28 protein-coding genes are annotated in these 26,082 nt (G+C 66.5%); 14 read left to right on the top strand and 14 right to left on the bottom strand.

Annotation, left to right across the window (positions count from 1 at the left end; all coding sequences use genetic code 11):
• Both E4634_RS06160 and E4634_RS06155 read right to left on the bottom strand, forming a co-directional pair.
• Positions 1-837 (bottom strand): DUF2797 domain-containing protein, encoded by an 837-nt coding sequence (locus tag E4634_RS06160; RefSeq protein ID WP_135441872.1) that lies wholly within the window; start codon positions 835-837, stop codon positions 1-3.
• The gene (locus tag E4634_RS06155; protein WP_135441870.1) at positions 834-1,097 is read right to left on the bottom strand and encodes a YeaC family protein; all 264 of its coding nucleotides are present in this window, start codon (positions 1,095-1,097) and stop codon (positions 834-836) included. Before E4634_RS06155 ends, E4634_RS06160 begins: the two co-directional genes overlap by 4 nt.
• A 239-nt stretch (positions 1,098-1,336) precedes the next feature.
• Between E4634_RS06155 and E4634_RS06150 the strand changes: the two genes are divergently transcribed.
• Positions 1,337-1,759: a MarR family winged helix-turn-helix transcriptional regulator gene (locus tag E4634_RS06150; protein WP_167854792.1), complete on the top strand. Its 423-nt coding sequence runs from the start codon at positions 1,337-1,339 to the stop codon at positions 1,757-1,759.
• Between the two features lie 92 nt (positions 1,760-1,851).
• Here the strand turns inward: E4634_RS06150 and E4634_RS06145 are convergent, their stop codons facing one another.
• The 3 genes from E4634_RS06145 to E4634_RS06135 all read right to left on the bottom strand — a co-directional run bounded on the left by E4634_RS06145 (position 1,852) and on the right by E4634_RS06135 (position 3,578).
• Complete coding sequence (locus E4634_RS06145; RefSeq protein ID WP_240725104.1) at positions 1,852-2,262, bottom strand: zf-TFIIB domain-containing protein; 411 nt, start codon at positions 2,260-2,262, stop codon at positions 1,852-1,854.
• 81 nt (positions 2,263-2,343) lie between these two features.
• Positions 2,344-2,739: a nuclear transport factor 2 family protein gene (locus E4634_RS06140; protein ID WP_135441866.1), complete on the bottom strand. Its 396-nt coding sequence runs from the start codon at positions 2,737-2,739 to the stop codon at positions 2,344-2,346.
• Positions 2,740-2,768: 29 nt separating this feature from the next.
• Positions 2,769-3,578: an SDR family NAD(P)-dependent oxidoreductase gene (locus E4634_RS06135; RefSeq protein WP_135441864.1), complete on the bottom strand. Its 810-nt coding sequence runs from the start codon at positions 3,576-3,578 to the stop codon at positions 2,769-2,771.
• A gap of 164 nt (positions 3,579-3,742) precedes the next feature.
• Between E4634_RS06135 and E4634_RS06130 the strand changes: the two genes are divergently transcribed.
• On the top strand, positions 3,743-3,994 hold the full coding sequence (locus E4634_RS06130) for a type II toxin-antitoxin system RelE/ParE family toxin (RefSeq protein WP_135441862.1): 252 nt from the start codon (positions 3,743-3,745) through the stop codon (positions 3,992-3,994).
• A 54-nt stretch (positions 3,995-4,048) separates the two neighbouring features.
• Positions 4,049-4,330, top strand: coding sequence for an addiction module antidote protein (locus tag E4634_RS06125; protein ID WP_135441860.1), 282 nt, complete (start codon positions 4,049-4,051; stop codon positions 4,328-4,330).
• Between the two features lie 111 nt (positions 4,331-4,441).
• Here E4634_RS06125 and E4634_RS06120 read toward each other — a convergent pair whose 3' ends face one another.
• Both E4634_RS06120 and E4634_RS06115 read right to left on the bottom strand, forming a co-directional pair.
• Complete coding sequence (locus E4634_RS06120) at positions 4,442-4,795, bottom strand: hypothetical protein (RefSeq protein ID WP_135441858.1); 354 nt, start codon at positions 4,793-4,795, stop codon at positions 4,442-4,444.
• Positions 4,792-5,991 carry an aromatic ring-hydroxylating oxygenase subunit alpha gene (locus E4634_RS06115; RefSeq protein WP_135441856.1) on the bottom strand — a complete coding sequence of 400 codons (1,200 nt, stop codon included), beginning with the start codon at positions 5,989-5,991 and terminating at the stop codon, positions 4,792-4,794. The genes E4634_RS06120 and E4634_RS06115 overlap by 4 nt, the downstream gene beginning before the upstream one ends.
• 157 nt (positions 5,992-6,148) lie before the next feature.
• Between E4634_RS06115 and E4634_RS06110 the strand changes: the two genes are divergently transcribed.
• Positions 6,149-6,748 carry a TetR/AcrR family transcriptional regulator gene (locus E4634_RS06110; protein WP_135441855.1) on the top strand — a complete coding sequence of 200 codons (600 nt, stop codon included), beginning with the start codon at positions 6,149-6,151 and terminating at the stop codon, positions 6,746-6,748.
• 27 nt (positions 6,749-6,775) lie between these two features.
• Here E4634_RS06110 and E4634_RS06105 read toward each other — a convergent pair whose 3' ends face one another.
• Positions 6,776-7,636: a rhomboid family intramembrane serine protease gene (locus tag E4634_RS06105; protein ID WP_135441853.1), complete on the bottom strand. Its 861-nt coding sequence runs from the start codon at positions 7,634-7,636 to the stop codon at positions 6,776-6,778.
• Complete coding sequence (locus E4634_RS06100) at positions 7,636-8,520, bottom strand: NAD(+) kinase (RefSeq protein WP_135441852.1); 885 nt, start codon at positions 8,518-8,520, stop codon at positions 7,636-7,638. Before E4634_RS06100 ends, E4634_RS06105 begins: the two co-directional genes overlap by 1 nt.
• A gap of 40 nt (positions 8,521-8,560) precedes the next feature.
• Between E4634_RS06100 and E4634_RS06095 the strand changes: the two genes are divergently transcribed.
• From E4634_RS06095 to E4634_RS06085, 3 genes are all read left to right on the top strand, one after another.
• Positions 8,561-9,457, top strand: coding sequence for a DUF1853 family protein (locus E4634_RS06095; RefSeq protein WP_135441850.1), 897 nt, complete (start codon positions 8,561-8,563; stop codon positions 9,455-9,457).
• A gap of 166 nt (positions 9,458-9,623) precedes the next feature.
• Positions 9,624-10,301, top strand: a complete 678-nt coding sequence (locus E4634_RS06090) for an IPTL-CTERM sorting domain-containing protein (protein WP_135441848.1) — start codon at positions 9,624-9,626, stop codon at positions 10,299-10,301.
• 169 nt (positions 10,302-10,470) lie between these two features.
• Positions 10,471-11,349: a zinc metalloprotease gene (locus E4634_RS06085; RefSeq protein ID WP_135441846.1), complete on the top strand. Its 879-nt coding sequence runs from the start codon at positions 10,471-10,473 to the stop codon at positions 11,347-11,349.
• A 65-nt stretch (positions 11,350-11,414) separates the two neighbouring features.
• Here the strand turns inward: E4634_RS06085 and E4634_RS06080 are convergent, their stop codons facing one another.
• From E4634_RS06080 to lipA, 3 genes are all read right to left on the bottom strand, one after another.
• On the bottom strand, positions 11,415-12,332 hold the full coding sequence (locus E4634_RS06080; protein WP_167854791.1) for a 1-aminocyclopropane-1-carboxylate deaminase/D-cysteine desulfhydrase: 918 nt from the start codon (positions 12,330-12,332) through the stop codon (positions 11,415-11,417).
• A complete protein-coding gene (locus E4634_RS06075; RefSeq protein ID WP_135441841.1) occupies positions 12,305-13,171 on the bottom strand; it encodes a DUF2971 domain-containing protein in 867 nt (288 codons plus the stop codon). Before E4634_RS06075 ends, E4634_RS06080 begins: the two co-directional genes overlap by 28 nt.
• A 78-nt stretch (positions 13,172-13,249) precedes the next feature.
• On the bottom strand, positions 13,250-14,242 hold the full coding sequence (lipA, locus tag E4634_RS06070; protein ID WP_135441839.1) for a lipoyl synthase: 993 nt from the start codon (positions 14,240-14,242) through the stop codon (positions 13,250-13,252).
• Between the two features lie 150 nt (positions 14,243-14,392).
• On the opposite strand from lipA, the gene E4634_RS06065 reads away from it, so the two are divergent.
• From E4634_RS06065 to E4634_RS06035, 7 genes are all read left to right on the top strand, one after another.
• On the top strand, positions 14,393-15,112 hold the full coding sequence (locus tag E4634_RS06065) for a fumarate reductase cytochrome b subunit (protein WP_135441838.1): 720 nt from the start codon (positions 14,393-14,395) through the stop codon (positions 15,110-15,112).
• 1 nt (position 15,113) lies between these two features.
• Positions 15,114-17,093: a fumarate reductase flavoprotein subunit gene (locus tag E4634_RS06060; protein ID WP_135441836.1), complete on the top strand. Its 1,980-nt coding sequence runs from the start codon at positions 15,114-15,116 to the stop codon at positions 17,091-17,093.
• Positions 17,090-17,830, top strand: coding sequence for a fumarate reductase iron-sulfur subunit (locus E4634_RS06055; protein WP_135441834.1), 741 nt, complete (start codon positions 17,090-17,092; stop codon positions 17,828-17,830). The genes E4634_RS06060 and E4634_RS06055 overlap by 4 nt, the downstream gene beginning before the upstream one ends.
• Before the next feature lie 119 nt (positions 17,831-17,949).
• On the top strand, positions 17,950-18,387 hold the full coding sequence (locus E4634_RS06050; protein ID WP_135441832.1) for a hypothetical protein: 438 nt from the start codon (positions 17,950-17,952) through the stop codon (positions 18,385-18,387).
• An 80-nt stretch (positions 18,388-18,467) separates the two neighbouring features.
• Positions 18,468-20,279, top strand: coding sequence for an ABCB family ABC transporter ATP-binding protein/permease (locus tag E4634_RS06045; RefSeq protein ID WP_135441830.1), 1,812 nt, complete (start codon positions 18,468-18,470; stop codon positions 20,277-20,279).
• Between the two features lie 81 nt (positions 20,280-20,360).
• Positions 20,361-21,446: a sensor histidine kinase gene (locus E4634_RS06040; RefSeq protein ID WP_240725103.1), complete on the top strand. Its 1,086-nt coding sequence runs from the start codon at positions 20,361-20,363 to the stop codon at positions 21,444-21,446.
• Positions 21,443-22,252, top strand: a complete 810-nt coding sequence (locus tag E4634_RS06035) for a LytR/AlgR family response regulator transcription factor (protein WP_135441826.1) — start codon at positions 21,443-21,445, stop codon at positions 22,250-22,252. Before E4634_RS06040 ends, E4634_RS06035 begins: the two co-directional genes overlap by 4 nt.
• A gap of 24 nt (positions 22,253-22,276) precedes the next feature.
• Here the strand turns inward: E4634_RS06035 and E4634_RS06030 are convergent, their stop codons facing one another.
• A complete protein-coding gene (locus E4634_RS06030) occupies positions 22,277-23,362 on the bottom strand; it encodes an energy transducer TonB family protein (protein WP_167854790.1) in 1,086 nt (361 codons plus the stop codon).
• Between the two features lie 61 nt (positions 23,363-23,423).
• Positions 23,424-25,952, bottom strand: coding sequence for a protein kinase domain-containing protein (locus tag E4634_RS06025; RefSeq protein WP_135441822.1), 2,529 nt, complete (start codon positions 25,950-25,952; stop codon positions 23,424-23,426).
• Between the last annotated feature and the right edge of the window lie 130 nt (positions 25,953-26,082).

Genomic DNA, 26,082 nt, shown 5'->3' with positions numbered 1-26,082 from the left:
TCAGTTGCTGCGACTGGCCGACAGCGCGTAGCCGCCGTACTTGCGCATGTTGATGACACCGGTGTCGAAGATCAGGTACTGGCCCTTGATGCCGAGCAGCGTGCCTTCCACCAGCGGTGTCTTGTCCAGGTTGAAGGATTTCACTTTGACTGGGTATTCCAGTACCGGGTAGCTGATGCGCGTCTCGGGCGCGGCGGCCAGTTCGGTGATTGCCTGGACACCGTACTCCTCGCGCAGGCGCTCCACCCCCGGTGCGCAGGCTTCCATCAGCCGCGTGCGTTCGGCCTCCAGGTCCAGCGCCTCTGCGTCGCCCTTGAGCATGGCCTGCCAGCTGGTCTTGTCCGCCACGTGGTCCTTGAACAAATGCTCCACCACGCCGGAGTGCAGGCGCGTATCCACGCGGAAGATCGGCTGGGCCTGGGTCGCGCCCTGGTCCATCCAGCGCGTCGGTACCTGGCTGTGGCGGGTGATGCCGACCTTGAGGCCGGAGGTATTGGCCAGGTAGACCACGTGCTCGATCATGCAGTGGGTTTCACCCCAGGCCGGCTCGCGGCAGGTGCCCTGGTGGTAGTGACATTTCTCCGGTGAGACGATGCAACTGTCGCACTGGGCCAGCGACTTGAAACAGGGAAAGCAGTAACCCTGGTTGAAGCTCTTGCTGGTCTTGCGCCCGCAGGCGACGCAGTTGATCTGGCCCTCGAAGCGCAGCTGCAGCGACTGGCCGAGCAGCGCGTTCATCGCCACCTCGGTGTCACCCAGCGGCAGCGCGTAGCTCACCGGGTCTTCCAGCGCGGTCACCATCTTGCGCACCGCGCCACTGCCGAGCGCCTCGCTCATGGCGCGTCCTGCTGCCAGTTGAGCGGTGTTACTTCCGGGTCGTCGCATACTTCACCGGCCTTGTGGCCGCGGTCGATATAACCCACCCGCTCGCTCTCCGGCAGGTGTTGTGCGCCCCAGGCGATCACCGCCTGCATGGCGTGCTCGCGCTGCTCCGCGCTCATGCGGCTGCCGTCCGGCCACTTGCCCAGTTCCAGCGCCCGGCGCAGGCTGCGGTAGAGCTCCGGCGTCATCGACGCGATCATCTGCTCGTAGTCCATCGCTTGTTTCCACGACCCGTGTAAAAGCGCCAAAGTATACTCCGCTTGGCCGCGGGTTTTGAGGGGTGGCGGGCAATTTACCCGCGGCAACCGGGTGGTCTAGCGATGCGCCGGGCCGCCAGAACAGACACTGAAATCACTAAGCCACTCGCAGCCCAAGCATCGGCTCACGGAATCCTGGCCAGCACCGCCAACTCACTATATACTTGCGTACTCAATTATTATGCAAGGATAAAATCGTGACGCCCAAAAGCCACAGTTACACCATCGTGGTGGACAACGCCCTGCTCGCCGCGCGCCTGGGGAAAAAACTCAGCGGCAAACTGAGCCCGCACGGGATCAGCCTGAGCGAATACCTGGTATTGCAGTGCCTGGCCGCGACGCCGGACGCCGCGCTGCCGCGGATCGCGCTCGCCGAGCACCTGGGCATGAGCGCCTCCGGCGTCACCCGCATGCTGGCCCCGCTGCAGAAGATCGGCCTGGTCGAGAGCGAGCGCAATCCGCGCGACGCGCGGCAGAGCCTGGTGTGCCTCTCAGCAGCCGGCAAGCGGGTGTTCGGTGAGGCGCAGCCCGGCTTCGCCGATGCCTGCGAGGACCTGCTCGCTCCGCTCAGCGCCAGCCAGCAGGAGCGCCTCGCGCAACTGCTGGGCAAGGTGGTGTAGCGATGGACCAGTGCTACCTTGAACCGACCCGGGAAGCCGGGGCGGAATTGTTCCGGCGCGGCATCACCGCGCCGGGATAACCGGAGTGAACCTCAGGGGCAGACAGTAGCGCGGTCGCCCTTGATCACGCCCTTAAACCAGTCGAGCAGGGTTTCCTCGCGAAAGTCGCGGAACTCGCCGGCGTCCATGAACATGCCGTGATCCGGGCAGCGCTCGTACCAGATGTGTTTTTGCTTGGCATCCGAGGCGGGTTCCATGGCCTTGCCGCAGCGCGGGCAGTCGACCTCGGCGTGGCTGTCCCAGCCGACGCCGACCTCGGCATCGCCGGTATCGAGCTGCGCGCTCTGCGGCATGCTCTTCAGCTGGTGAGCCTCGTCCGCGTCGAACCACAAGCCGTGGCAGTGGCTGCAGCGGTCGATGAGAATATCGCCGACTGCCAGTTCGTCCATACCGTGGTGGCACTTGGGGCACTTCAGGCTGTGTACTTGCGGGTCGTAGATCACGGAGCGCCTCGATTTATCGTTGTCAGTTTTGCGCAGTATAAACCGGCCCGGGCGGCAGTAAAACGCGCCCGCGCGCCGGCCTTATTCCCCCATCGACGCCATCACTGCCAGCGGGTTGAGGTATTCCACGTGTTCCAGCACCACCCCATCGCGCAGCCGGGTGAGCATGATGTACTCGTTGCGGTAGGGCGTGCCGTCGGCCATGGTCGCCGCGCCGCGGGCAGTGGTGAGGAACAGTTCCGGGTCTTCCGTGCGCAGGACTTTCACGTCGCTGAACACCAGTGCAGAGCGGCCCTGGGCACTGGCCTCGAGCACCGCCCGGGCGTGCTCGCGGCCGCGGAACTCGCCATCCACGCCGGGCGGCATGAACGGCAGGCGCAGCACGAAGTCCTCGGCGATGGCGCCGGGAAAGGCATCGAAGTCACCGGCGGGGAAGTGTTCCAGCCAGGCCTGCATGAGTTGCATGGGATCGGTCATGTATCGGTCTCTGTTATTGTCGACAATGCTCAGTCCGGCTCAGCGGGGGCGAACATGCCCGCCATCACCTCGCTGATGAATTCCACGCGCTGGCGGCGCTCGGCGGCGCTCGGCATGATCGCGGCGACGTCGTCCTCCTGGCCCCAGTTGTGCACCGGGCCGAAGGGCAGGCGCGCCAAACCGCGCTCGGCCACGTCCGCCGGCGAAGCCAGGCCCGGCGGCACCGGCCGTCCGCTGCGCGCCAGGCTTTCGCGGAAGGCCGGGGTGTCGGTCTGGCCGAGGATCAGGTTGAGCACGTCCACGCCGTGGGGCTTCAACTCTGCCCACAGCCCCTCGCCGAAGCACAGGTCGAAGGCCTTGCAGGCGGCGTAAATCGCCATGTAGCTGGCGCCCCCGTAACAACTGCCGGAACCGACCAGCAGGATGCCGCCGCGCCCGCGCTCGCGCATCAAGCCACCGAAGTGGTGGCAGCAGTGGGTCACGTTGACGACGCTGCGATTGACCTGCGACTGCCAGGCCTCGAAGGGCACGTCGAGAAACTGGCTGTTGGTGGTATCGGCGCCGGCGTTGCTGATGTACAGACCCACCTCGCGCTCACCGACCGCGGCCAGCAGTTGCGCCACGGCGTCCTCGGCGGCCAGATCGATGCTCGCGGTGACACACTCGACACCGTGCCTGGCGCCCAGTTCGTCAGCCAGTGCTTGCAGTGGCGCCGCGCGTCGCGCGACAAGAATACAGTGCAGCCCCTCCCCGGCCAGGCGCTCGGCGAATGCGCGGCCGGTGCCCTCCGAGGCGCCGGCGATCAGCGCCCAGGGGCCGTACTTGTCGAGAAAAGACATGGCGGTGCTCCGTTATTCGAATAGTGTGCGGGAGTCTACAGCGCTCGAGTATAGCGGCCGGCGCCGCGGCGATTAAAGTATCGGGCGGCGAAACCAGCGGATACGCGGCCTCAGCAAGCGTCCCGCCAGTTGCACAAATGTATCCACTTGGATACATTTGATGGATGTATCAAGTTCAGCAGACAGACGTTTTCTCGAAATGGCTCTCGAAGCTAAGGGATCGGCAGGCCATTGCGAGAATACTGGTTCGGATCGAATCACTGCGCCAAGGCAATACTGGCGATTCGAAGTCCCTGGGTTCCGGCCTGCATGAACTCAGAATACATTTTGGGCCAGGCTACCGGGTTTATTTCGCCCGTAAAGCTGGGCTGGTGGTTCTTCTCCTGTGTGGAGGAGATAAGTCGAGCCAAAGCTAAGGATATAGCTCGCGCTCGGGATCTCTTGTCCGAATTGAGAGCGGAGTAACTGACATGGTTAAAGTCTCAGAATTTGATCCAAGTGCCTACCTCGATAGCGAGGAAACTATTGCAGAGTATCTTTCTGCTGCGCTCGAGGATGATGACCCCAGTGTATTTCTTGCCGCTATTGGGCATGTCGCGAAGGCACGAGGCATGTCTGCTATCGCGCAAGAGTCGGGTTTGGGACGGGAGAGTCTCTACAAGGCGTTTGCTCCCGGGGCAAAACCGAGGTACGAAACAGTCCAAAAAGTTCTTCATTCTCTTGGCGTCAAAATCAAAGTATCAGCCGCGTAACATGTCCAAACAGCGGGACGCGCTTAAAGCGCGCCCTTGTTGGCGGCGATACGGGAATTTCGGCTATACCGCGAAAACCGGCACAACGCCATGGACTGCAGCCCGCCAGGGCTAAAGCCCGGGGTTACTGTCCGCGCTGGAGCGGGTAATGGTGATATGCCGGGCACCCTCGGCGTGGAACGGTTCATCCTCGCGCTGCACTTCTACCGCGTGGGCGACGTGGGCCATGCTCAGCATCAGGTTCATCAGGCGCTGCTCGGCGGCGTCGAATTCCGTCAGCCGCTTTTTATCCAGCTGCGCCAGCGCCGGTTGCACCAGCGGCATGGCGGCCTCGAAGAAGGCCTCGCGCTCTTCGGGCGTACTCTGCAAGCGGCGGCGCAGGCGGTTCTCCGAACCCTCGATCGCCCAGCCCTCGACAAACGGCTCGAGCGCCTGAAAACCCGCAGGCAGCAGATTCCCGCTCATTGCACACCTCCCGCGGCAGCCAGTTCCGCCCGGTAGTCCTGCACGCGCCGGTCGACCTCGTTGAACAGGTGACGGCACAGCACCTCCTGGGACTGAAAGTGGATATGCGACAGCGCGCCACTGGCCAGGCCGCGGTGCCCCGCCTCGATCACCGCGCGATCCTCGGAGTGGATGTCCAGCGCGGTGGTCATGTTGAACTCGCGAGCGAACCGCCGCGAGGCGCAGTCGTCCTCGCCGATCCAGTACAGGCGGATCACGCTGCGCGTGCGGTTCTCGGCGATCGGCATGATGCTCTGGGAAAAATGCGTGGTCGCTGTGCCCAGCACGAACAGGTTGGGGAACACGCCGAAGTAATCGCGAATCTGCATGTCCAGCTGGTCCTGCATGGCGAACTGGGCGACCTTGGTAAACGCCAGCAGCTGGAACGGCAGGGGCCGCGCATCCGGGTTGCTCCAGATGGTCTGGGTGCGGTGCGGCCCGTGGAAGGCGTAGCGCTCGGGGTAGCCGAAGGGGTTCTGCGGGCCACCCGCCATCTCGCCGGAACGCGGGTGGATGAAGCGCAGGTGGTAGTTTTCCTGGAAGTTGTCGTAGGTCAGCTTCCAGTTGGCGTCGACCTCGTACACGTACTCGCTGATCGCCGTGGCGCGCGCCATGGGCAGGCGCTCCATCTGCTCGGCCAGCGGCCCGAGGAATTCACGCAGGCCCTGGCGCGGCGACTTGTCCAGGTTGATGAATATCTGCCCGGCGCACACGTCCACCGCAACCCGCGGCAGCGCGCAGCTGGCCTGGTCGACATAGAAATTCTCGAAGTCCGGGGCCGAGACCAGGTCGCCGCGGTTGGAGAAAGTCCACATGTGGTAGGGGCAGCTGAAGCGGCTGCGCTTGCCGCAGCTGGCGTCCACCAGTTGCGTGCCGCGGTGGGTACACACGTTGTGGAAGGCGTGCAACTCGCCCTCGGCGTCGCGGGTGATGAGGATCGAGGCGTCGGCGACCTCCACCGGGCGCACCAGGAAGTCGCCGGGCTCGGGGATCTCGCAGACATGGCCGATCTGCAGCCAGCTGCGCTTGAAGATCGCCTCGCGCTCGAGCTCGAAATACTCGCGCGTGTAATAGGGCTGCGCCGGGATGGGGCCTGTGCCGAGGTCGGCGTGGGCCTCCCTGGGTACGGGCTGGAAGCGCTGGGGTTCTGCGGTCATCGGCCTTGCCTCGCTGGCCCGTGGCCAACTGCTCATGCCAACTGCGCATGGCGGGCGGCGGGGCCGGTTCATGAATTATGAGGCAAAATTACAACACATGTGTCGAAATTACAACACACCTGTTGAACTGCGGACGGGAACCGGGGACACTCGGGCGATGCCAGCACCCAAGCCTGCCAAGCAACAGCGCCGCAACCGGGCGTTCGAGGAGACCCACAACCAGCTCATCGAGGCGGCGGTGCGCCTGATTGCGGGCAAGGGCGTGGAGTCGCTGTCCATCGCGGCGCTGGCGCGCGAAGTGGGCATCAACCGCACCACCGTCTACTACCATTTCGACAGCCGCGAAACGCTGATCCGCGAGGTCAAGGCGTGGTCATCCAACCAGCTCGGTGAGGCCTTCAGCCAGGACCGCCCGCTGCAGGCGCGTATCGAGCACATCTACCGCTTCGTGCTCGGCAACCCCGAACTGCTCAAGATGTGGATCGACGACTACCTCGCGGTGGGCGACATCCGCACCCTGTACCGCAACTGGGACGACCTGGTGGCCGGGACCGCGGCGCGCTTCGCGGCCAGCGAGGCGACCGCGGGCATCGACGCCGAGGTGTACTGCGTGAACCTGCTGACCAGCGCCTTCATCGGGCCGCTGGTATTCAAGAACAGCGTGCACCCGGAGGCGGACATCGACGAGGTGGTGGAACGCTTCAAGGCGGAGAGCCTGCGCACCCTGCACGCGCTGGCGTTGGTCGAGCCGGACTAGCGGCCCGCGGCGGCGGGCGTGGGGCAATCAACCCCCGGCGCTGCGCTCCAGGCGGGACAGGCCGCCAAACACTGCGCCGAGCAATGCACCGGCCACCAGGCCGCTGAAGTGGGCGGCGTTGGCGATGGCGCCAAACCCCAGCACCTCCAGCACCCCGGTCATGCACACCAGCAGCCAGCCGAGCATGAACACCACCACCGTGGTCGGCACGCGGATCGGCCAGGCCGGCTGCAGTACCGGCGCCACCGCGGCGAAACCGAGCACCCCGTATACCACGCCGGACATGCCACCGAAGGGACCGGGGCCGCTGGCCAGGAACTGGCTGAAGTTGCTGCTCACGGCGATCACCAGCAGTACGCCGAGGTAATTGAACTTGCCCAGCACACGTTCCAGCGGCGCGCCGAACACCCAGAACCAGAGCAGGTTGAAGGCGATATGCAGCAGCCCGAAATGCAGCAGCACTGGGGTGACCAGGCGCCAGTACTCGCCGTTCATGCTGCCGAAGGACACGCCGCCGGGCTGCAGGTGGTAGGGCAGGAAGGTGAGCTGCGGCCGCAGCCAGGGCAGGAACAGGGTCGCCACGTACACGGCGACGCACAGGGCGATGACCGCGGCGGTGACCGGCGCCTGTCGCGCCTGCCGCCACTGCACCAGGGGGCGGCGGTCCACCGCGCGCTCACCGCGCATCTCGATACGCACCTCGCCGGCGCGCCAGGCGCGGTAGAGTTCGCGCACCGGGGCCACGTGGGCGGCGTCGTAGACCGCCAGTACCTGCTGCCCATCCTCCTCGTACACCTTGTGCGGCAGGCCGCGGCTGCGCAACAGGGTGGCCAAAGGCAGCAGGTCCTCCTCCAGCGAGGTGGTCAGAACAATATGCAGTTGTGTCATCAATCGACCAGGGCGTTGCCCCAGCGCAGCTTGTCGCGGCAGCTGGCGTAGAAGCTGTGACCCAGCGGGTGCAGCAGGGTGAGCTGGTAGGGGTTCTTGCGGATCACCACGGAATCCCCTGGGCGGGCCGTCATGTTGACCTGCCCGTCGCAGGTGACCGGCGGGTGGATGCGGTTGCGCTCGAGGATATCCATGCGGATCTCCGAGTCGCCGTCGACCACGATGGGCCGGCTGCTCAGGGCGTGCGGGAACATCGGCACCAGCACGATGGCGTTGAGCATGGGGTGCATGATCGGGCCGCCGCCGGACAGCGAGTAGGCGGTGGAGCCGGTGGGCGTGGAGGCGATCAGGCCGTCGGCGCGCTGGCGGTAGACGAAGGTATCGTCAATATAAAGTTCCAGCTCAATCATGTTGGCCGAGGTGCCGGAGTTGACCACCACGTCGTTCAGCGCGTCGGCGCGGGCGATGGCCTCGCCCCGGCGCACCACGTGGGCCTCGAGCAGGAAGCGGTTTTCCAGCGTGTAGTTGCCGTCCAGTACCGCCGGCACTTCCTTCGCGATCTGGTCCGGGGTGATGTCGGTGAGGAAGCCCAGGCGGCCGCGGTTGACCCCCAGCACCGGGGTGTCGTACTTGGCCAGGGTGCGCGCCGCGGACAGCAGGCTGCCGTCGCCGCCGGCGACGATGACCAGGTCCGACTGCTGGCCGATCTCGTCGCGGGTGCCCAGGCGCACCTCGCTATCCGGCACCAGCTCGGCGAGCCGGTCCTCGAGGATGACCTGGTGGCCGCGCTCGCACAGCAAGGCGAGCAACTCCTGCAGCACGGTATCGAGACCGTCCTGCTGGCTGCGACCCACCAGGCCGATAATCTTGAAGGACCCCGGCATTCCCCACGCCTGAAACACGAAAGAACCGTATTATAACCACGTGGAAGCCCGCGCCGAAAACAACACCCTGCCCTGCCGTACGCCCGAGGTCCGCGACCTCGCCTGGGCCTGCCTCGGCGCGCCGCTGATCGATGCGACGCAGTTGGGTGCGGACTACCCCCTGGAAAATGCCGGCTTCGCGCTGGATGAAGAGCGCCGGCAGTGGCTCGCTGCACTCGATGCGGACCCCGCGCCGTTGCTGGGCGCGCTGGGCGAGGCGCGCAAGGATCGCCTCGGCCTGTACTTCGAAAAGCTCTGGCATTTCTTTCTCGACACCGACCCACACACCACACTGCTGGCGCACAACCTCCCCCTGCGCGAGGGCAGGCGCACACTGGGCGAGTTCGATGTCATCTACTACTGCCACCGCAGGCAGGAACACGTCCACCTGGAGCTGGCGCTGAAGTTCTACCTGCTGCGCCCGGGCACAACCGACGCCGGCTGGGCGAACTGGCTGGGACCGAACAGCCGCGACCGGCTGGACCTGAAACTCGAGCGCTTGCGCGAGCACCAGTTGCGCATGGCGGACACCGTGCCGGGACGCGCCGCACTGGAGGCGCTCGGCGCGGGAGAGGTCACCCGCGAGTTGATGGTCCGCGGTCGCCTGTTCCACCACCTGGGCGAGGCCGCGGATACAGCGCCCGCCGCGGGTCCCGGCGCATACCCCTGCCACTGGCTCTACCCGGCGCAGCGGGCGCTGCTGGCGGGCGATACGCGGTGGGCAGCCCTGCAGCGCAGCGACTGGCTGGCACCGATCAGTGCAATGCGCGAGGTGACACCGTTGCCGGCAGCCCTCGATCGTCCGCAGCAGTTCGCCGCGCTGGATGGCGGTGGGCACGAGTACCAGCGGGTGATACTGGTTCCGCCTCAGTGGCCGCAGCAGGCAGACCGCGCCTGACCAGGGCACCGGAAGGCCAAAAAAACCGCAGGAACACACCCTTGTCGCCCGCCGTGACTTGTACAACCTTGTATCATTATCGTACAGTTATGCCATTACCAGCGGCGATGCTTGCCGGTTTATAACTGGTTTAAAAAGAACAAACTCAGGCTCAGGGGAAACAATCATGTTCAACTGCACCAACACCGGGGTGGGCGTCCAGGCACGTTCCCGCCGCACCCGTCATTTCACCACGGCTGCCCTGTTGGGCTGCACCCTGCTCACCGCGCAGGCGGCGAGCGCCATCACGCTCACTTTCAACGATCTGGCGCCGTCGGGTGACGCACCAAATGTGACGCCCAGTTATACCCTCTCCGGCTACACCTTTACGGCCGGCCCGAGCACCAGCATCTTCCTGCTCGACCCACTGTATGACACGGACAACGTCCCGCCTGACGGCACCGATTTCTTCACCTTCGAGGGTGGCTCACCCTCGGTCGAAATCACCGCCAGCGCCCCGACGTTTTCCCTGCAGAGCTTCAGCGCCGCGGCCATCTACGGCGACCCGGCGGGCGACCTCACCGTGACCGGCACTCTCTCCGGCGGCGGCACGCTTGTCGCGACATTCCCGCTGGCGGCGGCCAGCCCGACCGCGGTCTGGAACACCTTTTCCCTGCCGGCCAACTGGGTGGACCTCACCGACGTCACCTTCGCCTGGGGCGACAGCTATGTCGGCCTGGACAACATCGTGCTCGACGAACCCGTCGCGCAGGAAGTCCCCGCCCTGCCGCTGTGGGCACTGGGTGCAATGAGCGGCCTGCTGGCCCTGTTCGGCGGTCGCCGCCTGGGCAGGCGCCGCGCCTGATTTCCCTGCTCCCCACCGGCGACACCGCGCGCCGGTGGGTGATTCTCCCCTCCGCCAGTGCAAATTTCTGGCAGCCACAATCCCCGTTGCTATACTTTTGATTCCCGATCAATAGCGGGCGCCCGTCCGGGCACCACGACAACGCTTTACAACCAGAAGGAATCACCCCATGAAGACACCCCTTCGGGCCCTTGCCTGCGCAATGGCTGTATCCGCTGTTCTTGCACCATCGCTGGCCGGCGCCGACGAGCGCATTACCTTTACCGACATCGACGGCCGACAGGTGGAAGGCCGGCGTTGCGGCGTGGCGGACGGTCCGGCGCCCAGGGAGTACTACGAGGTGCTGGAGCAGACCCGTGGCCGCGTCAGCCAGGCCGCGGTGACCACGATCCCCGTGGTATTCCACGTCATCACCTCCTCCCTCGGCGCCGGTTTCGTCAGCGACGGCCAGATCGACGACCAGATCGATGTGCTGAACGCGGCCTTCGCCCCCTCGGGCATCCAATTCGCCCTGTCCAGCGTCAACCGCGTGAGCAACGACAGCTGGTACAACATCGGCAATGGCTCGGTCGCCGAGCAGCAGATGAAACAGGCCCTGGCGGTGGACCCGGCCAACGTCTTCAACATGTACGCCACACGCCTGTCCGGCGGCCTGCTCGGCTGGGCGACCTTCCCCTGGTACTACCCGGAGGACGACTACCGCCACGGTGTGGTGGTGCTGAACGAATCACTGCCCGGCGGCAGCGCGGTGCCCTACAACCTGGGCGATACCGCCACCCACGAGGTCGGCCACTACCTGGGCCTGTACCACACCTTCCAGGGCGGCTGCCAGGGACTGGGCGACATCGTGCGCGACACCCCGGCCCAGCGCTCGCCCTCCAGCGGCTGCCCGGTGGGCAACGACACCTGCCCCACCCGCCCCGGCAACGACCCGGTGTTCAACTTTATGGATTACTCGATCGACTCCTGCATGATCGAGTTCACCGAGATCCAGCACGCGCGCATGCCGGCCCTGGCCAGCCGCTTCCGGCCCTCGCTGTTCGACTGAGGGCCGACCCCCGCCGGCCGCGGCCGCTCCGCAATCCTGCCGCGGCCCGGCCATCGGGGTTTGAATCAGGGCCAGGGGTCGAGCCAGGCATAGCCGCGCCGGCCCTGCAACCCACCGCTGTGTATCGCCAGAATCTCGTCGCCGGGTGACCAGTGCCCGGCGGCGAGCTGTGCGTGAATCGCCAGCAGCAACTTGCCGGTGTAGACCGGCTCCAGCGGCACCCCCGTGGCGTGTTCGAAGGCGGGAATAAAAGCCCGTAACTGCGCGTCCGCACGCGCGAAACCACCGCAGTGAAAACCGTGTTCGATGTGCCAGGGTACACCGGCCTGTGCGGCTATGGCCGCCAGTGCCTCTCGCACGCGCGGTGCGAGATCGTCCCCGCCCCTGATCGCCGCGACACCGACCACCTCGCCCACCCGGGAAAGGCCCGCCGCCAGACCCGCCAGGGTGGTGCCGGTACCCACGGCGACCACCACTCGACGCCAGCGGGGATCATCGACGCCGGGCAGCGCGGCGATCTCGCGGCAGCCCAGCACCCCCTCGGCGCTGGCGCCACCTTCGGGAATTACCAGGCAGGGGCCGTGCATTTGCGCCAGTTCCCGCTGGTAGGCGACATCGTGACGGCGCCGGTAGTCCTCGCGCGAAACCGGGAGAAGCTGCATTCCCCAACCCTGGGCGTCGTCCAGCATGGCCGTGGGGGTCTCGCCGCCGCGCACGACACCGATGGTCTCCAGCCCCAGTTCGGCACCCACCGCGGCCAGGGCGTGCAGGTGGTTGGACCAGGCGCCGCCAAAGCTGAGCACCCTGCGCAGCCCTTGGGCCTGTGCCCGGGCGAGGATGTAGCGCAGCTTGAACGCCTTGTTGCCCGGTGCGGCGCCGCCCAGGCGGTCCAGGCGCAGCACGCTGACCCCGGCGAGGGACTGGCCCAGCACCGGCACGTCGGGCAGCGCCTGGATCAGCGCTGGCGGTAGGGAATCTGGCAATAGTCGATGCCGCGGCGCGGCGCGGCACCCTCGCACTGCAGGTAGAGGTCCAGGGATTTCAGCGACAACTCGTGGTTGCCGGTGGGCCCGAGGTAGACATGCTCGAGTTCGAGTTGCCCGCGTCCCGGCGAGCGCAGGTCGAAGCGGAAGAAGGGCACCAGGGACGAGCGCCCCTCGCGGAAGCTCACCGGGGCCTCGCCGCAATCCTCGATGGCGGGCGAGACGATGCGCCACTCCTGCTCCTCCTCGAAGGACGGGTGCTTGAGCACCGCCGCCATGCGCAGCAGGTCCTCCTCCGCGCGCTCGAACACCGGCGACCAATCGCGGTGTTGCGCCGCTTCCGGCATCTGCGCGGCGAGCGCCTCGATGGCGTCGACCACGCGCTCGATCAACTGCCGCTGCTCGTCCTCACCGTACAGGCAGCGCCCCACCTGGAAGCCCTGGCTGGCAGCGCGCTCTGCGATAAACCCCGGGGCAAAGCCCAAACTGACGCCCTTCCCGTGCACACTGTAACCACGCCACTGGCTGAGCAGGTTGCCGTTGGCGCGAAACGAGGCGCCGAAGATCATCGGCCCACTGGCAATACGGTGGGTGAGCCACTCCAGCAACTGGTTGAGCAGGGTCGGGTTGTCGACCCCGGCGAGAATGCGCTGCGACAGGTGGCTGGCGACGAGGTCCAGGGTGTGGCGCAGCTCGGCAGAGTCGTTCATGTAGCGGATGTCGGAGGCGCGCAACTCGCCGCTACCGACAATCCCCAGCAGGCCGCTGAGCGAAGTGTAGTGGTAGAGGGTTTCCTGCGGGGCCTGGGCGAACAGTGCGCGGGTGATATCGGCGATCATGGTGGCAGATTACCCGCCCAGCGTTACCGAACGGAGAAAAAAGAAAAAGGGGTCAGAGCCTCTGACCCCTTTTTCTTTCTACTCGCCGAGGCCGACATTGTTCTTCTGCAGGACCTGCTCGGCACGGTAGCTCGAGCGCACGAACACACCCGAGACCACTTCCAGGAAACCCTTGTCCAGGCCCCAGCGGCGGTATTTGTCGAACTCCTCGGGGGTGACGTAGCGGTCGATGGGGTAGTGGTGCCGGGTCGGCTGCAGGTACTGGCCGAAGGTGAGGATATCGACGTTCGCCGCGCACAGGTCATCCATGCACTCGACGATCTCGTCCTCCGTCTCACCCAGGCCCAGCATCAGGCTGGTCTTGGTCAGGACATCAGGGCGGTAGCGCTTGGCGTGGGCCAGCACGTCGAGGGTCTGTTCGTAGGAGGCGCGCGGGTCGCGCACCGGGTGGGTCAGGCGGCGCACCGTCTCCACGTTCTGCGCAAACACCTCGATACCCGAATCCACCACGGTTTCCACGTCCGTCAGTACACCGAGGAAATCCGGGGTCAGCGCTTCCACCGCGGTCTGCGGGTTGCGCGCCTTTACCTCGCGCACACAGCTCGCGTAGTGGCCGGCGCCGCCGTCGGGCAGGTCGTCGCGGTTGACCGAGGTCAGCACCACGTACTTGAGGCCCATGAGCTCCACCGAGCGGGCGGTGTTTGCGGGTTCCTCGGCGTCCAGCCAGCCCCTGGGGTTGCCGGTGTTGACGGCGCAGAAGCGGCAGGCGCGGGTGCAGACGTCGCCCATCAGCATGATGGTCGCGGTGCCCGAGCTCCAGCACTCGCTCATGTTCGGGCACTTGGCTTCCTCGCAGACCGTGGCGAGGCGGTGCTCGTGGACGATGGCGTTGACCTTCTCGAAGGTTTCACCGCCCTTGATGCGCACGCGCAGCCACTCGGGCTTGCGCAGGCCCGCGGCGCCCGCGGAGCTGGCCTTGATGCCGTCCTTGATGGCGGTGATACCGCGGTCGTTGACGAATTTCTCGCCGCTGGAGACCTGGCGAACTGGAATCAGATCCTGGTCGGACATGCACTGCACCCTGTGCGCGGTGGCTAAAACGACCCAGGATTATACCCAAGCCCGCCGCTCACCGCGATGCGCGCGCCGCCACGATTCGGGTATGGTCCAGCCGGCCGGGCTTCGGCTACACTGAAAGTCATCCCGGTGGAAACCTACCCTATGCGACCTTCCGTCAATCGCTGGCCTGCGCGCGTGGACGTATTGCAAAGCGCAAGCGGCCTGTTGCTCGTTCTGTTCATCTGGGGACACATGTTCTTCGAGTCGAGCATCCTGCTCGGCCACGACGCCATGTACCTGGTGGCGAAGGCGTTTGAGGGCCAGCCCCTGCTCAGCGAACCCCACCCGGAACTGGTCAGCATCGCCGGCGGCACGGTACTCATGCTGATCGCGCTGCACGCCCTGCTCGCCCTGCGCAAGTTCCCCGCCACCTGGCGCCAGTACCGCGAATTGCACGGTCACCTGGGCCGCATGCGCCACTGGGACAGCACCCTGTGGTACGTGCAGGTAATCACCGGCTTCTTCCTGTTCTTCCTCGCAGCCGCACACCTGTCGCAGATGATGCTGCAGCCCGAGGACATCGGCCCCTACGCCTCCGCCGACCGTATCTGGAGCGACCACTACTGGCTGCTGTACGCCCCGCTGCTGCTCACCGTGCACCTGCACGCGGCGATCGGCGTGTACCGCCTGGCCATGAAATGGGGTCCGTTCAGCGCCGCGACCACCGACCGCTGGCGCGGCCGCGCCCGCCTGCTCATGGTCAGCGCGCTGGCTTTCTTCCTGTGCCTGGGCACCGCGTCGCTGGTCACCTACATGCGCCTGGGCGCCGAACACGCGCCCTACAAGGGCGAGCGCTACACGCCGAGCTGGGAGAGGGAGTGACATGCGTATCTTGCACACCGATGTTCTGGTGATCGGCGGCGGCCTCGCCGGGCAACGCGCGGCCATCGGCGCGCGCCGGCGCGGCCTGGAAGTGACGATCATCAGCCTGGTGCCGGCCAAGCGTTCGCACTCGGCCGCCGCCCAGGGCGGCATGCAGGCCAGCCTCGGCAACTGCCGCGGCGCGCAGGGCGACAACGAGGACCTGCACTTCGCCGACACCGTGCGCGGCTCGGACTGGGGCGCGGACCAGCAGGTGGTGCGCATGTTCGCCCACACCGCGCCCAAGGCGATCCGCGAACTCGCCGCCTGGGGCGTGCCCTGGAGCCGGGTCGAGCGCGGCGAGCACAGCATCACCGTCAACGGCCAGAAACAGACAGTGAGCGAGGCGGACGCCGCCCACGGCCTGATCACCAGCCGCAACTTCGGCGGCACCGCCAAGTGGCGCGCCTGCTACGTTTCCGACGGCACCGGCCACGCCATGCTCTACACCATGAGCAACCAGGCCATCGCCGCCGGCATCCCGGTGCACGAGCGCATGGAGGCCGTGGCCCTGATCCACGACGGCGAGCGCTGCTGCGGCGCCATCGTGCGCAACCTGATGAGCGGCGAGCTGGTCGCCTACCTGGCGCGGGCCACCTGTATTGCCACTGGCGGCTTCGGCCGCATCTACCGGGTCTCCACCAACGCCATCATCAATGAGGGCATGGGCGCGGCCATCGCCCTGGAGACCGGGCGCGCGGCGCTGGGCAACATGGAGGCCGTGCAGTTCCACCCCACCGGGATCTTCCCCGCCGGCATCCTGGTCACCGAGGGCTGTCGCGGCGATGGCGGCCTGCTGCTGGACGGCGCCGGCGAGCGCTTCATGCCCGGCTACGAGCCGGAAAAGGCCGAGCTGGCCTCGCGCGACGTGGTCAGCCGGCGCATGGAGGAGCACATCGCCGCCGGCCACGCAGCCAGTAGTCGCTTCGGCGAACACCTGTGGCTGGATATCCGCCTGCTGGGCGAGGCGCATATCAACACCCAACTGCGCGAGGTGCAGGAGATCTGCCAGTACTTCCTCGGCATCGACCCGGCGCGCGAGCTGATCCCGGTGCGCCCGGCGCAGCACTACTCGATGGGCGGCGTGCGCACCGACCCGCACTGCCACAGCCCCACCCTGCGCGGCCTGTTCGCGGTGGGCGAGGCGGCCTGCTGGGACATGCACGGCTTCAACCGCCTGGGCGGCAACTCGGTGGCGGAGACCGTGGTGGCCGGGATGATCGCCGGCGAGGCGATCGCCGATTTCTGCGCCTCGCCCGAGGGGGCGCTGACCGTATCCACCACCCTGGCGGAGGAATTCCACCGGCGCGAGGCGAACAAGCTGGCCGCCATCGCCGGCAACAGCGGCGGCGAGAGCGCGGTGGAACTCACGCGGCTGATGCAGGAGACCATGACCGCCAACGTCGGCATCTTCCGTCACGGCGACAAGCTGCAGCAGGCGGTGAATACCCTGCGCGACCTGCTGCAGCGCTCGGCCAATGTCGGTCTGCGCAGCCAGGCACGCGGCCCCAACCCGGAACTGGTCGCCGCCTATCGCCTGCCGCGCATGCTCAAGCTGGCCCTGTGCGTCGCCAGCGGCGCCCTGGCCCGCGAGGAGAGCCGCGGTGCCCACTACCGCGATGACTTCCCGCGGCGCGACGACCAGAAATGGCTGTGCCGCACCCTGGCGCGCTGGCCCGGCGATGACGCCGAAACGCCGCAGCTCGACTACGAAGCGCTGGACGTGATGGGCATGGAACTGCCCCCGGGCTGGCGCGGCTACGGCGCCCGCGACTTTATCGAGCACCCGGACACCGCCACGCGCCAGGCGCAGCTGGAGCAGGCCCTGGCCGCCGCGGGCGAACTGGACCGCCACGCCCGCCAGCAACTGCTGATGCCCTTCCTGCACCTGCTGCCCGCCGGGCTGCAGGCGCGCAACCAACGCCTGGGAGACGCCCCGTGAGCGAGATTCCGACGCGCGCGGTGCGCGAACTGACCATCCGCGTGCTGCGCTGCAACCCGGCCGAACCGGAGCAGACCCCCGAGTGGCAGGACTTCCGCCTCGAGGAGGCGGAGGCGATGACCCTGTTCGTCGCCCTCAGCCTGCTGCGCGAGGAGCAGGACGCCTCGCTGAGCTTCGATTTCGTCTGCCGCGCCGGCATCTGCGGCAGCTGCGGCATGCTGATCAACGGCCGCCCGGGCCTGGCCTGCCGCACCCTCACCCGCGACCTGCCGGACACCATCACCCTGGCGCCGCTGCCGGGTTTCGAGCTGATCGCCGACCTGTCGGTAAACACCGGCAAGTGGATGCGCGGCATGTCCGAGCGGCTGGAGACCTGGGTGCACGACGCCGGCCTGGCGGATCACAATCTGGCACAGGTCGAGGCGCCGATGGACCCGGCACTGGCCCGGGAGATCTACGAACTGGAGCGCTGTATCGAGTGCGGCTGCTGTATCGCCGCCTGCGGCACGGCGCAGATGCGCGAGAACTTCGTCGGCGCCGTGGGCCTGAACCAGGTGGCCCGCTTCCGCCTGGACCCACGCGACACCCGCGAGGACGCGGACTACTACGAACTGGTCGGCGACGAGGACGGCGTGTTCGGCTGCATGACCCTGCTCGGCTGCGAGGACCTGTGCCCAAAGGACCTGCCGCTGGCGGCGCAGATCGCCTTTTTGCGGCGCAAGATGGCGCGCGCCTGACCCGGGGACTGGCCAGGCACCGGCCCATCCGCGGTCATCTACAACCAATGTGCGCGTTAACCCGCGCTTAAGCTAGTCGCGCTACCGTAGCCCTGCCTATCCAATCGCAGGGTACTCCCATGACAACCAGACACCTGTTTCCACCAGCACGCCTCGCCCCACTGGCCCTGGCGGCCGCACTGCTCGCACCCTCCACCCAGGCCGCGGAATGTACGATTTTCACACCGGATACCGTGACTCCCGGCCAGCCCTTCGACGTCCGGGTGAGCCGTGTGCCCGGCTACCCCGGCGGCTGGTTCAGCCCGACGCTGATCCTCAAGGTCGACTACCCGACCAATGCCGGCTGGGCCTACAGCCAGCGCGAGCAGCGCACGGTGCCCAAGATGGGCGTGATCCGCCTGGACGCGACCCTGCTGCCCCCCTACTCCCTGTACCCGGATACCCTGGGCGGACTGCTGCCCGGCGGCAGCGTGGGGTTCACCGCCATCGTGCGCGAACCCTCCGGCGGTACTTACGTCAACACGATCTGTACAGGCAGCAGCGTGGTCAGCTTCTGAACAGGCTCCGGGGGGTTGTCACGGCGGCAAGGGTCACATCGTGAACTGACCGCCGCGGCGCAAAGGCGTAGAATTCGCCGATGCGCCCACATCCCCACTCCGTGACCGACCCCGACGCCAGGATCAACTGGCGGATTCTCAAACACCTCGTTCCCTACCTGCTGGAGTCGCCCTACCGGGTACTGCTGGCACTGGCCTGCCTGGTGGCGGCCAAGGCGGCGGTGCTGCTCATCCCGTTCCTGCTCAAGCACCTGGTGGACTCACTGGACGGGGCGGCACTGGCCGAGCTGGCACCTGCGCTGCTGTTGGGGCTGGTGCTGGCCTACGGCGCCGCGCGTTTCGCCAACGTGTTTTTCGGCGAGCTGCGCGACACGATCTTCGGCCGTGTCACCGAGCGCGCCATGCGCCGGGTCGGCCTGCAGGTGTTCCGTCACGTGCACGCCCTGGACCTGGAATACCACCTCGGGAGGCGCACCGGCGGCCTGGCGCGGGATATCGAGCGCGGCGTCACCGGCATCAGCTTCCTGCTGCGCTTTTTCGTGTTCAACATCGCGCCCACCCTGTTCGAGATCAGCATGGTGGTGGGCATTTTGCTGTTCAACTACGGACCGTCCTTCGCCGTGATCACCCTGGCCGCGGTGCTCGCCTACGGCCTGTTCTCCCTGCGCGCCACCGAGTGGCGCACCCAGTTCGTGCGCGAGATGAACGAGGCGGACTCCGCCAGCAACACCCGCGCGGTGGATAGCCTGCTCAATTTCGAGACGGTGAAATACTTCACCAATGAGGACTTCGAGGCGCGCCGCTACGACCACGAACTGGAGCGCTGGGAGCTGGCGCGGCGGCGCAACCGGCTGTCGCTGTTCGCCCTCAACGGTGGCCAGGCACTGATCATCGCCCTCGCCCAGACCGCCATGATCGGCCTCGCCGCCTGGCAGGTGAAGGACGGCGAGATCACCCTCGGCGACTTCATCCTGATCAACCAGTTCATGATCCAGCTATTCCTGCCGCTGGGCTTCCTCGGTTTCGTGTTCCGCGAGATCAAGGGCTCGATGGCCAATATCGAGAAGATGTTCGAGTTGATGGCGGTACGCCCGCAGGTGGTGGATCGCCCGGGCGCGCCGGACCTGGTCATGCGCGGGGGCGGTATTCGCTTTGTCGACGTGGATTTCGGCTACTCGCCGGAGCGGCAGATCCTGCATGGGGTTAGCCTGGAGCTGCGCCCCGGCGAGAAAGTCGCGGTGGTCGGCGCCAGCGGCTCGGGCAAGTCGACCCTGGTCAAGCTGCTGTTCCGCTTCTATGACCCGCAGGCGGGACGTATCGAGATCGACGGCCAGGACATCGCCGGGGTTAACCAGGCCAGCCTGCGCGGCGCCATCGGCATCGTCCCCCAGGACACGGTGCTGTTCAACGACACGATCACCGAGAACGTGCGCTACGGCAACCCGCAGGCCAGTGACGACGACGTCGCCGAGGCCATCCGCCTGGCCCACCTGGACCAGTTCATCGCCGCCCTGCCCCGCGGCGGCGACACCCTGGTCGGCGAGCGCGGCCTGAAGCTCTCCGGCGGCGAGAAGCAGCGCGTGTCGATCGCCCGTACCATCCTCAAGCGCCCGCCGATCATGGTCTTCGACGAGGCCACCTCGTCCCTGGACAGCCACGCGGAACAGGCCATTTTGCAGGCCCTGCGCGAGATCTCCCGCGGCCACACCTCGCTGGTCATCGCCCACCGCCTGTCCACGGTGGTCGACGCCGACCGCATCGTGGTGCTGGACGCCGGCCGCGTCGTCGAGAGCGGCACCCACCCGGAACTGCTGGCGCTGGACGGCGCCTACGCCGGGCTGTGGCAGGCCCAGCAGCGCCGCGAAAAAAGTCCCGCCATAAGCCCCGTCTGAGACCAACTGCACGCCCGCCGCGACGAATGGGCGCGGCGCAATGCAACTTATCCGTATAATAGTTCGATGGATATGCAAGAAATGCTCAAAGACAAGCGCCACCTGTTCTGGGCCCTGCAGTTTGCGGGCTGGAGCGCGTGGGCGATGTCGTTCTACCTCGGCGTGATCATGTGGGCGAGCCCGCCCGACAACTACACCTGGTACCCGCCGTTCATCGCCACCATCGGCATGCTGCTGACCCTGGCCCTGCGCATGCTCTACCGGCACATGTGCGATATGTCGCTGCCGCGGCGCATCGCCGCCATCGTCGCCGGTTCCTACGCCGCTGGCCTGGTGTGGATGTCGATTCGCGGCACGGTGTTCTCCACCGTGTTCCCGGACGAGGTCCGCGACAAGGGCGCGGAAGGCGTCTCCATGCTGCTGTCCCACTTCGAGGGGGCGATCTCCGCCTTCTGGGTGATGTTCGTGTGGAGCACCCTGTACTTCGGCATCAAGAACTACATGCTGGTGCAGGAGGAGAAGCAGCGCAGCCTGGCGGCCCTGTCCATGGCCCACGAGGCGCAGCTGAAGATGCTGCGCTACCAGCTCAACCCGCACTTCCTGTTCAACACGCTCAATGCCATTTCCACGCTGATCCTGGACAAGGACAACCAGCTGGCCAATGTCATGGTCACCCGGCTGAGCCGTTTCCTGCGCTACACGCTGGACAACGACCCCATGGCCAAGGTCAGCGTGGCGGAGGAAGTCGAGGCCCTGCGCCTGTACCTGGACATCGAGAAGGTGCGCTTCGACGACCGCCTCAAGCTCAACTTCGAGATCGACGACACCGCACGCGACGCCCTGATGCCCAGCCTCCTGCTGCAACCGCTGGTGGAGAACTCGATCAAGTACGCCATCGCCAAGGCGATCAACGGCGGCACCATTACCATCCGTGCCTGCGCGCGCAAGGACGGGGTCCTGTGCCTGAACGTGATCGACGACGGCCCGGGTATCGACCTCAACCTCGGCCTGTCACGCAAGGGCGGCAGCGTGGGCCTGGCCAACTGTCGCGACCGCCTGCAGGTGCTCTACGGCGACAAACAGACCTTTGAACTCAGCGATACAGATCCCCACGGATTGACTATAACCATATGCATACCCCTGGAAACCGACAGCAATCTGTCATGAACCGTATGAAGACTATTATTGTCGACGACGAATCCCTCGCGCGCCGCGGCCTGGCACTGCGCCTGCAGCAGATCCCCGGCGTGGACGTGATCGCCGAGTGTGCCAATGGCCAGCAGGCGCTGGACGCCATCGCCGAGCACTCGCCGGACCTGGTGTTCCTGGATATCCAGATGCCGGGGATCGACGGCTTCGAGGTGGTGCGCAAGCTGCAGGCCGATCACATGCCCATGGTGATCTTCGTCACCGCCTTCGACCAGTACGCGGTGGACGCCTTCAAGGTGCACGCGGTGGACTACGTGCTCAAGCCGATCGACGACGACCGCCTGCACGAGGCCATCGAGCGCGCGGTCGCCCACCACCGCCAGGAGGAATCCGAGCGCGCCAAGCAGCGGCTGATGGAACTGATGATGGGCATGACCGGAGCCAGCGCCAGCACCATCGAGGAGATGGTGCAGAACGGAACGCCGGCCAGCGGCTGGCCGGACAAGCTGGTGATCAAGGACGGCAGCGACATTCACCTGATTCGCACCGCCGACATCCATTGGGTGGACGCGGCCGGCGACTACATGTGCATCCACGCCGGCGGCGAGACCCACATCATGCGCATCACCATGAAGGAGCTGGAGAAGATGCTGAACCCCAGCCAGTTCCTGCGCATCCACCGCTCGACCATCGTCAACAAGGACTTCATCAGCGGCGCCCAGACCCTGGGCAACGGCGAGTTCATGCTCTCCCTGGAGGGCGGCGCCCAGTTGAAAGTCAGCCGCGGCTTCCGCGAGCGCGTGCGCGAGCTGTTGAGCGCCTGAATAGCGCCCGGCTGCGCCGCGCGCCTAGTTCGACGGCGCGTGCTGGTGCAGCCGGAAACGCGTACCCGCCTTCCCCGCCACATCGATCTTGCACTGCGTCCAGCCGGCGGGAATCTGCCACGGCTCGCGGGCGGGATAGCGCAGGGAGCGCTCGTACTCGGCGCACACCAGGAACACTGAACTGATCTGCCCGCGCACGTCGGAAATCGAGAACTGCGCACGGCTCAGCCCGCTCTTCCAGGAACCCGGGCCGTCGCGGTACAGGGGCACCAGCTCACCGGCCACGACCACATCGTCGCGGGCGTGGAAAGCCTGCTCCACCTGCTGGTAGTGCGCGCTCGCCTCCTGCACGATCGGCGTGCCGCGCCCCAGCGTCTGCATATCGTCCAGGGTGTTCCCGGCATCGGCAAGCATCATGCGCGCCAGTTGCAGCTCGAGAATACGGTTGAGGATCTTCAGGTACTGGTCATCCGGCACATAGGTGTTGCGGAAGTTGTTGTCCAGGGCCAGCGACTGCAGTTCCACCACCCGCGACAGGTGCTGCATTTCCGCGGCCTCGTCCTTCCAGCGACTGGCCAGGGAGGCAGCGAGAATCTGGAACTTCACTTCCTCCAGCGCGTTGCGCCCGGGATAGTTCTTCAGCTGCACCGCGATATCAAAGGCGGCGTCGTAGTCCTCCTGCGCGTAGAAATCCCAGGCCTGGCGGTACAGCTCGTCGAAGCGCGGGCTCATCTCGCGCGGCTTGTCGAGAATCCAGGTGAACACCACCGGGTCGGCGCTGACCCGCACCGGCTGCCCGCCGCGCATGGCCGGCTTGAAGCGCATCGCGTTGACCTGTTCCAGCACCGCCTGCTCCACTTCGAGGACACCGTTGGAGCTCTGGATGACCACGTCTGCCGGTACGCCGCTGGCGTCGATGTCGTAGGTGTAGACCAGCCAGGCGTCGCTCTGGTAACTGCTGCCCAGGCGGATAACGCCGCTGGCGGGGTCCAGATTCTGCGGCGGCGTAAACTGCGCCTGCGCCTGGGCCAGTGGCAGCAGCGCGCCGAGCACGAGCAGGAAAAGCCGGTACAGCGGGCGCAGCGGCCGGGCAGTCGCGGTGATGGTCATGTCAGCTCCGTGGGGACAACATAGCGGCAGTCTACCAGAGCGCGCGCCGCTTGCGCGTGTTTCAGTACACGCCCAGGCGCCGGCGCGCGCTGGCCCGGGCGTCCTCGATCTCGCTGCGCAGGGCGCTCCAGCGCGGATCGTCGGGGAAGTGCTCGGCGCCGAGGTCGACCAGCTTGACCGCATCCTCGAACTCGTTCTCGGCGGCCTGCGCGCGCGCCGAGCTGGCATAGGCCGCGCGCAGGTCCTCGCCCAGCGACTGCAGCGAGGGCAGGTCGGGATTACTGTTCTTCAATTCGTCGAAGGCGGACTGCGCCTGCACCAGGTCGCCGTCGCTGACCGCGCGCTGCGCCGAACTCACCGCGTCTTCTACTTCCTGCAGCGCGGCCTTGAGCGCCTCGCGTTCCGCGGCCAGGGCCGCTTCGCGCTGCTGCCAGGCGCTCTCCAGCCCGGGTAGTTTCTGCGCATAGGCAGCGAGGTCCGCGTTGCCGGGCACCAGTTCCTCGCCGCGCGCCAGGGCGCTGCGCGCCGCGTCGAAATCACCCTGGGCGGCGGCGCTGCGAGCCTGCTCCAGCGACTGGCCGGCGATGGCCGCGAATCCGCGGGCCACACGCGGCTCGTCCGGGTGCTCGGCGGCGATCTCGCGGAACAGCTCTGCGGCCCGGCCGGGGTTACTGGCCACGGCGGCCTCGGCCTGGTCCAACTGCGTGTCGAGCTGTGAACGCTGTTCCGCCAACGCAGCGTCATGCGCGGCGAGCGCTGCATCCAGCCGTTCCTGGCGCGGCGCGGCCTCGGGCATGTCCGGGGCGATGGCGGCGGCATCTGCCAGCGCCCGGGACGCGGCATCCAGTTCGCCGGCGTCCAGCGCGCTGTCAGCGCGCTCGATGGCCGCGACGAACGCGATGCGCTGTTCATCGCTGTAACCGGCCCAACGCTCTTCATAGGCAGAGCTGCGTGCGCGCGCATCCGCCAGCGCCTGCTGGCGCTCGGCGAGGCCGGGGGCCTGCGGGTCGAGGGCAGCGGCCTGCTGCAGCAGATCGTCGGCCTGGTCGAGGTCGCCCGCCTCCAGGTGCTGGTCCGCAGCGGCCAGTTGCTGCCGCAGGCGTTCCTCGCGCGCCGCCGCCAGTTTGTTTTCTTCAGTCGCCAGGCCGAACTCGGAACGCAGGCGCTCCAACTCGGCAGAACCTGCGAAATAATCGCTGAACTCGTCCACCAGGCGCCCCGCCGCCGCGGTGTCGCCGCTGGCCAGTGCCGCCTCGATGACGCCGGGGAACAGACGTTCGATTTCCGCCATGCCCTGCTGGGCCGCGCTGTTCTGCGCGTCCATGGACAACACCAGTTGGAAGGCGTTGGCGGCAGCCACCAGTTCATCGCGGTTCATGGCGCTGTAGGCCTGCGCCAGTTCCGAGGTAATGGCGCGCTGGTTTTCAACCGCGCTGGACGCGGAATCGCGCTGCGTCTGCCACCAGAACAGTCCGCCGCCGCCCGCCGCCACCAGTATGATGACAATCGCCACCCATGCACTTGAGGACTTGCGCGCCTTGCGCCCCCCGCGCTCGAAGGTGCCGCTGACCAGGCGCTCGCGCTGCTGGCTGCTGCCCGGGCCCTCACCCTGCTGGCTGTTCTCCAGGCGGTAGGGGCGCGAGGATCCCGACAGCGCCGGCGATGACGACTGGCTGAGACGCGTGGAATCCGCGCCCGCCAGCGAAGTGCGTTCGGCGACGCTCTCGCTGGCGCGCGAATTGCGCTGTGGTTTGGGCGGCGCCGCGGGCGTCAGTACCTGGTCGTCGTCGAAGTCCGCGCTGGCTTCCATGAACGCGCGGTAAAACTCGGCGCCAGTCTGGAAGCGCTCCTCCGCAGCTTTCGCCAGCGCCTTGTCGATAAACGGCTGGTAGGCAGACAACGACTCGGGCAGCGTAGGAATGGCCTCGGTGAGGTGCTTCACCGCGGTGGTGACCGCGGAGTCGGACTCGTAGGGCAGTTCCTTGGTGAGCATCTCGTAGGTGAGCACGCCCAGCGCGTAGAGGTCCGAGCGACCGTCGACTTCCTCGCCCTTGGCCTGCTCCGGACTCATGTAGCTGGGCGTGCCGACCATCAGCCCGGTCTGCGTCATCTGCGTGCCGGAATTCGCCGCGCGGGCGATACCGAAGTCCGCCAGCACGAATTCCTCGGCACTGCGCAGCATGATGTTGCTGGGCTTGATGTCGCGGTGTACATAGCCGCGGCCGGCGGCGTAATCGAGCGCCTCGGTCATCTGCCGCAGCAGGGTATAGATCTGCCGCTGCGGCATTTCGCCGTGGATGAAGTCCGCCAGTTCACCGCCGGGCAACAACTCCATGGCAATGTAGTTGAGGCCGTTGTGGGTGTTGACGTCGTAGATCTGCAGGATGTGCGGGTGGATCAGGCGCGCGGAGATGCGCGCTTCGCGAATGAAGCGCTCGGAAAACGTCTCGTCGGCGTTCATGGCGGGATCCATTACCTTGATCGCCACTTCGCGGTCGAGATTGAGGTGCAGGGCGCGGTACACGGTGGCCATACCACCGCGCCCCAAACGCTCGTACAGCTCGTATCCAGGTAGTTCGAAGTCCGCCATTGTGTTTTCGACTTAAGCCAGCGCCCCCTAGCATAGTCAGATCGCATCTTACACTCAATTACGGGCAGGCTGTGAAAAAGTCGCGATACAGTGCGTTAACTTGGTATAAACTCAGACTCAGACGGATTTG

It is taken from the genome of Mangrovimicrobium sediminis (genome assembly GCF_004745945.1).
GTDB classification, from domain to species: Bacteria; Pseudomonadota; Gammaproteobacteria; order Pseudomonadales; family Halieaceae; genus Mangrovimicrobium; species Mangrovimicrobium sediminis.
Note: the sequence above shows the minus strand (reverse complement) of the source record. Positions and strands in the feature narration are given on the sequence as shown.

Bases quoted from the DNA above. Each gene is read 5' to 3' on its own strand.
- E4634_RS06120 (WP_135441858.1), bottom strand. From the start codon at position 4,795: ATGAGCGGGAATCTGCTGCCTGCGGGTTTTCAGGCGCTCGAGCCGTTT.
- E4634_RS06100 (WP_135441852.1), bottom strand. From the start codon at position 8,520: ATGCCGGGGTCCTTCAAGATTATCGGCCTGGTGGGTCGCAGCCAGCAG.
- E4634_RS06035 (WP_135441826.1), top strand. From the start codon at position 21,443: ATGAACCGTATGAAGACTATTATTGTCGACGACGAATCCCTCGCGCGC.
- E4634_RS06040 (WP_240725103.1), top strand. From the start codon at position 20,361: ATGCTCAAAGACAAGCGCCACCTGTTCTGGGCCCTGCAGTTTGCGGGC.
- E4634_RS06085 (WP_135441846.1), top strand. From the start codon at position 10,471: ATGAAGACACCCCTTCGGGCCCTTGCCTGCGCAATGGCTGTATCCGCT.
- E4634_RS06105 (WP_135441853.1), bottom strand. From the start codon at position 7,636: ATGACACAACTGCATATTGTTCTGACCACCTCGCTGGAGGAGGACCTG.
- E4634_RS06045 (WP_135441830.1), top strand. From the start codon at position 18,468: ATGCGCCCACATCCCCACTCCGTGACCGACCCCGACGCCAGGATCAAC.
- E4634_RS06140 (WP_135441866.1), bottom strand. From the start codon at position 2,739: ATGACCGATCCCATGCAACTCATGCAGGCCTGGCTGGAACACTTCCCC.
- E4634_RS06115 (WP_135441856.1), bottom strand. From the start codon at position 5,991: ATGACCGCAGAACCCCAGCGCTTCCAGCCCGTACCCAGGGAGGCCCAC.
- E4634_RS06110 (WP_135441855.1), top strand. From the start codon at position 6,149: ATGCCAGCACCCAAGCCTGCCAAGCAACAGCGCCGCAACCGGGCGTTC.
- E4634_RS06130 (WP_135441862.1), top strand. From the start codon at position 3,743: ATGTATCAAGTTCAGCAGACAGACGTTTTCTCGAAATGGCTCTCGAAG.
- lipA (WP_135441839.1), bottom strand. From the start codon at position 14,242: ATGTCCGACCAGGATCTGATTCCAGTTCGCCAGGTCTCCAGCGGCGAG.
- E4634_RS06065 (WP_135441838.1), top strand. From the start codon at position 14,393: ATGCGACCTTCCGTCAATCGCTGGCCTGCGCGCGTGGACGTATTGCAA.
- E4634_RS06060 (WP_135441836.1), top strand. From the start codon at position 15,114: ATGCGTATCTTGCACACCGATGTTCTGGTGATCGGCGGCGGCCTCGCC.
- E4634_RS06090 (WP_135441848.1), top strand. From the start codon at position 9,624: ATGTTCAACTGCACCAACACCGGGGTGGGCGTCCAGGCACGTTCCCGC.
- E4634_RS06075 (WP_135441841.1), bottom strand. From the start codon at position 13,171: ATGATCGCCGATATCACCCGCGCACTGTTCGCCCAGGCCCCGCAGGAA.
- E4634_RS06135 (WP_135441864.1), bottom strand. From the start codon at position 3,578: ATGTCTTTTCTCGACAAGTACGGCCCCTGGGCGCTGATCGCCGGCGCC.
- E4634_RS06155 (WP_135441870.1), bottom strand. From the start codon at position 1,097: ATGGACTACGAGCAGATGATCGCGTCGATGACGCCGGAGCTCTACCGC.
- E4634_RS06050 (WP_135441832.1), top strand. From the start codon at position 17,950: ATGACAACCAGACACCTGTTTCCACCAGCACGCCTCGCCCCACTGGCC.
- E4634_RS06160 (WP_135441872.1), bottom strand. From the start codon at position 837: ATGAGCGAGGCGCTCGGCAGTGGCGCGGTGCGCAAGATGGTGACCGCG.
- E4634_RS06025 (WP_135441822.1), bottom strand. From the start codon at position 25,952: ATGGCGGACTTCGAACTACCTGGATACGAGCTGTACGAGCGTTTGGGG.
- E4634_RS06125 (WP_135441860.1), top strand. From the start codon at position 4,049: ATGGTTAAAGTCTCAGAATTTGATCCAAGTGCCTACCTCGATAGCGAG.
- E4634_RS06030 (WP_167854790.1), bottom strand. From the start codon at position 23,362: ATGACCATCACCGCGACTGCCCGGCCGCTGCGCCCGCTGTACCGGCTT.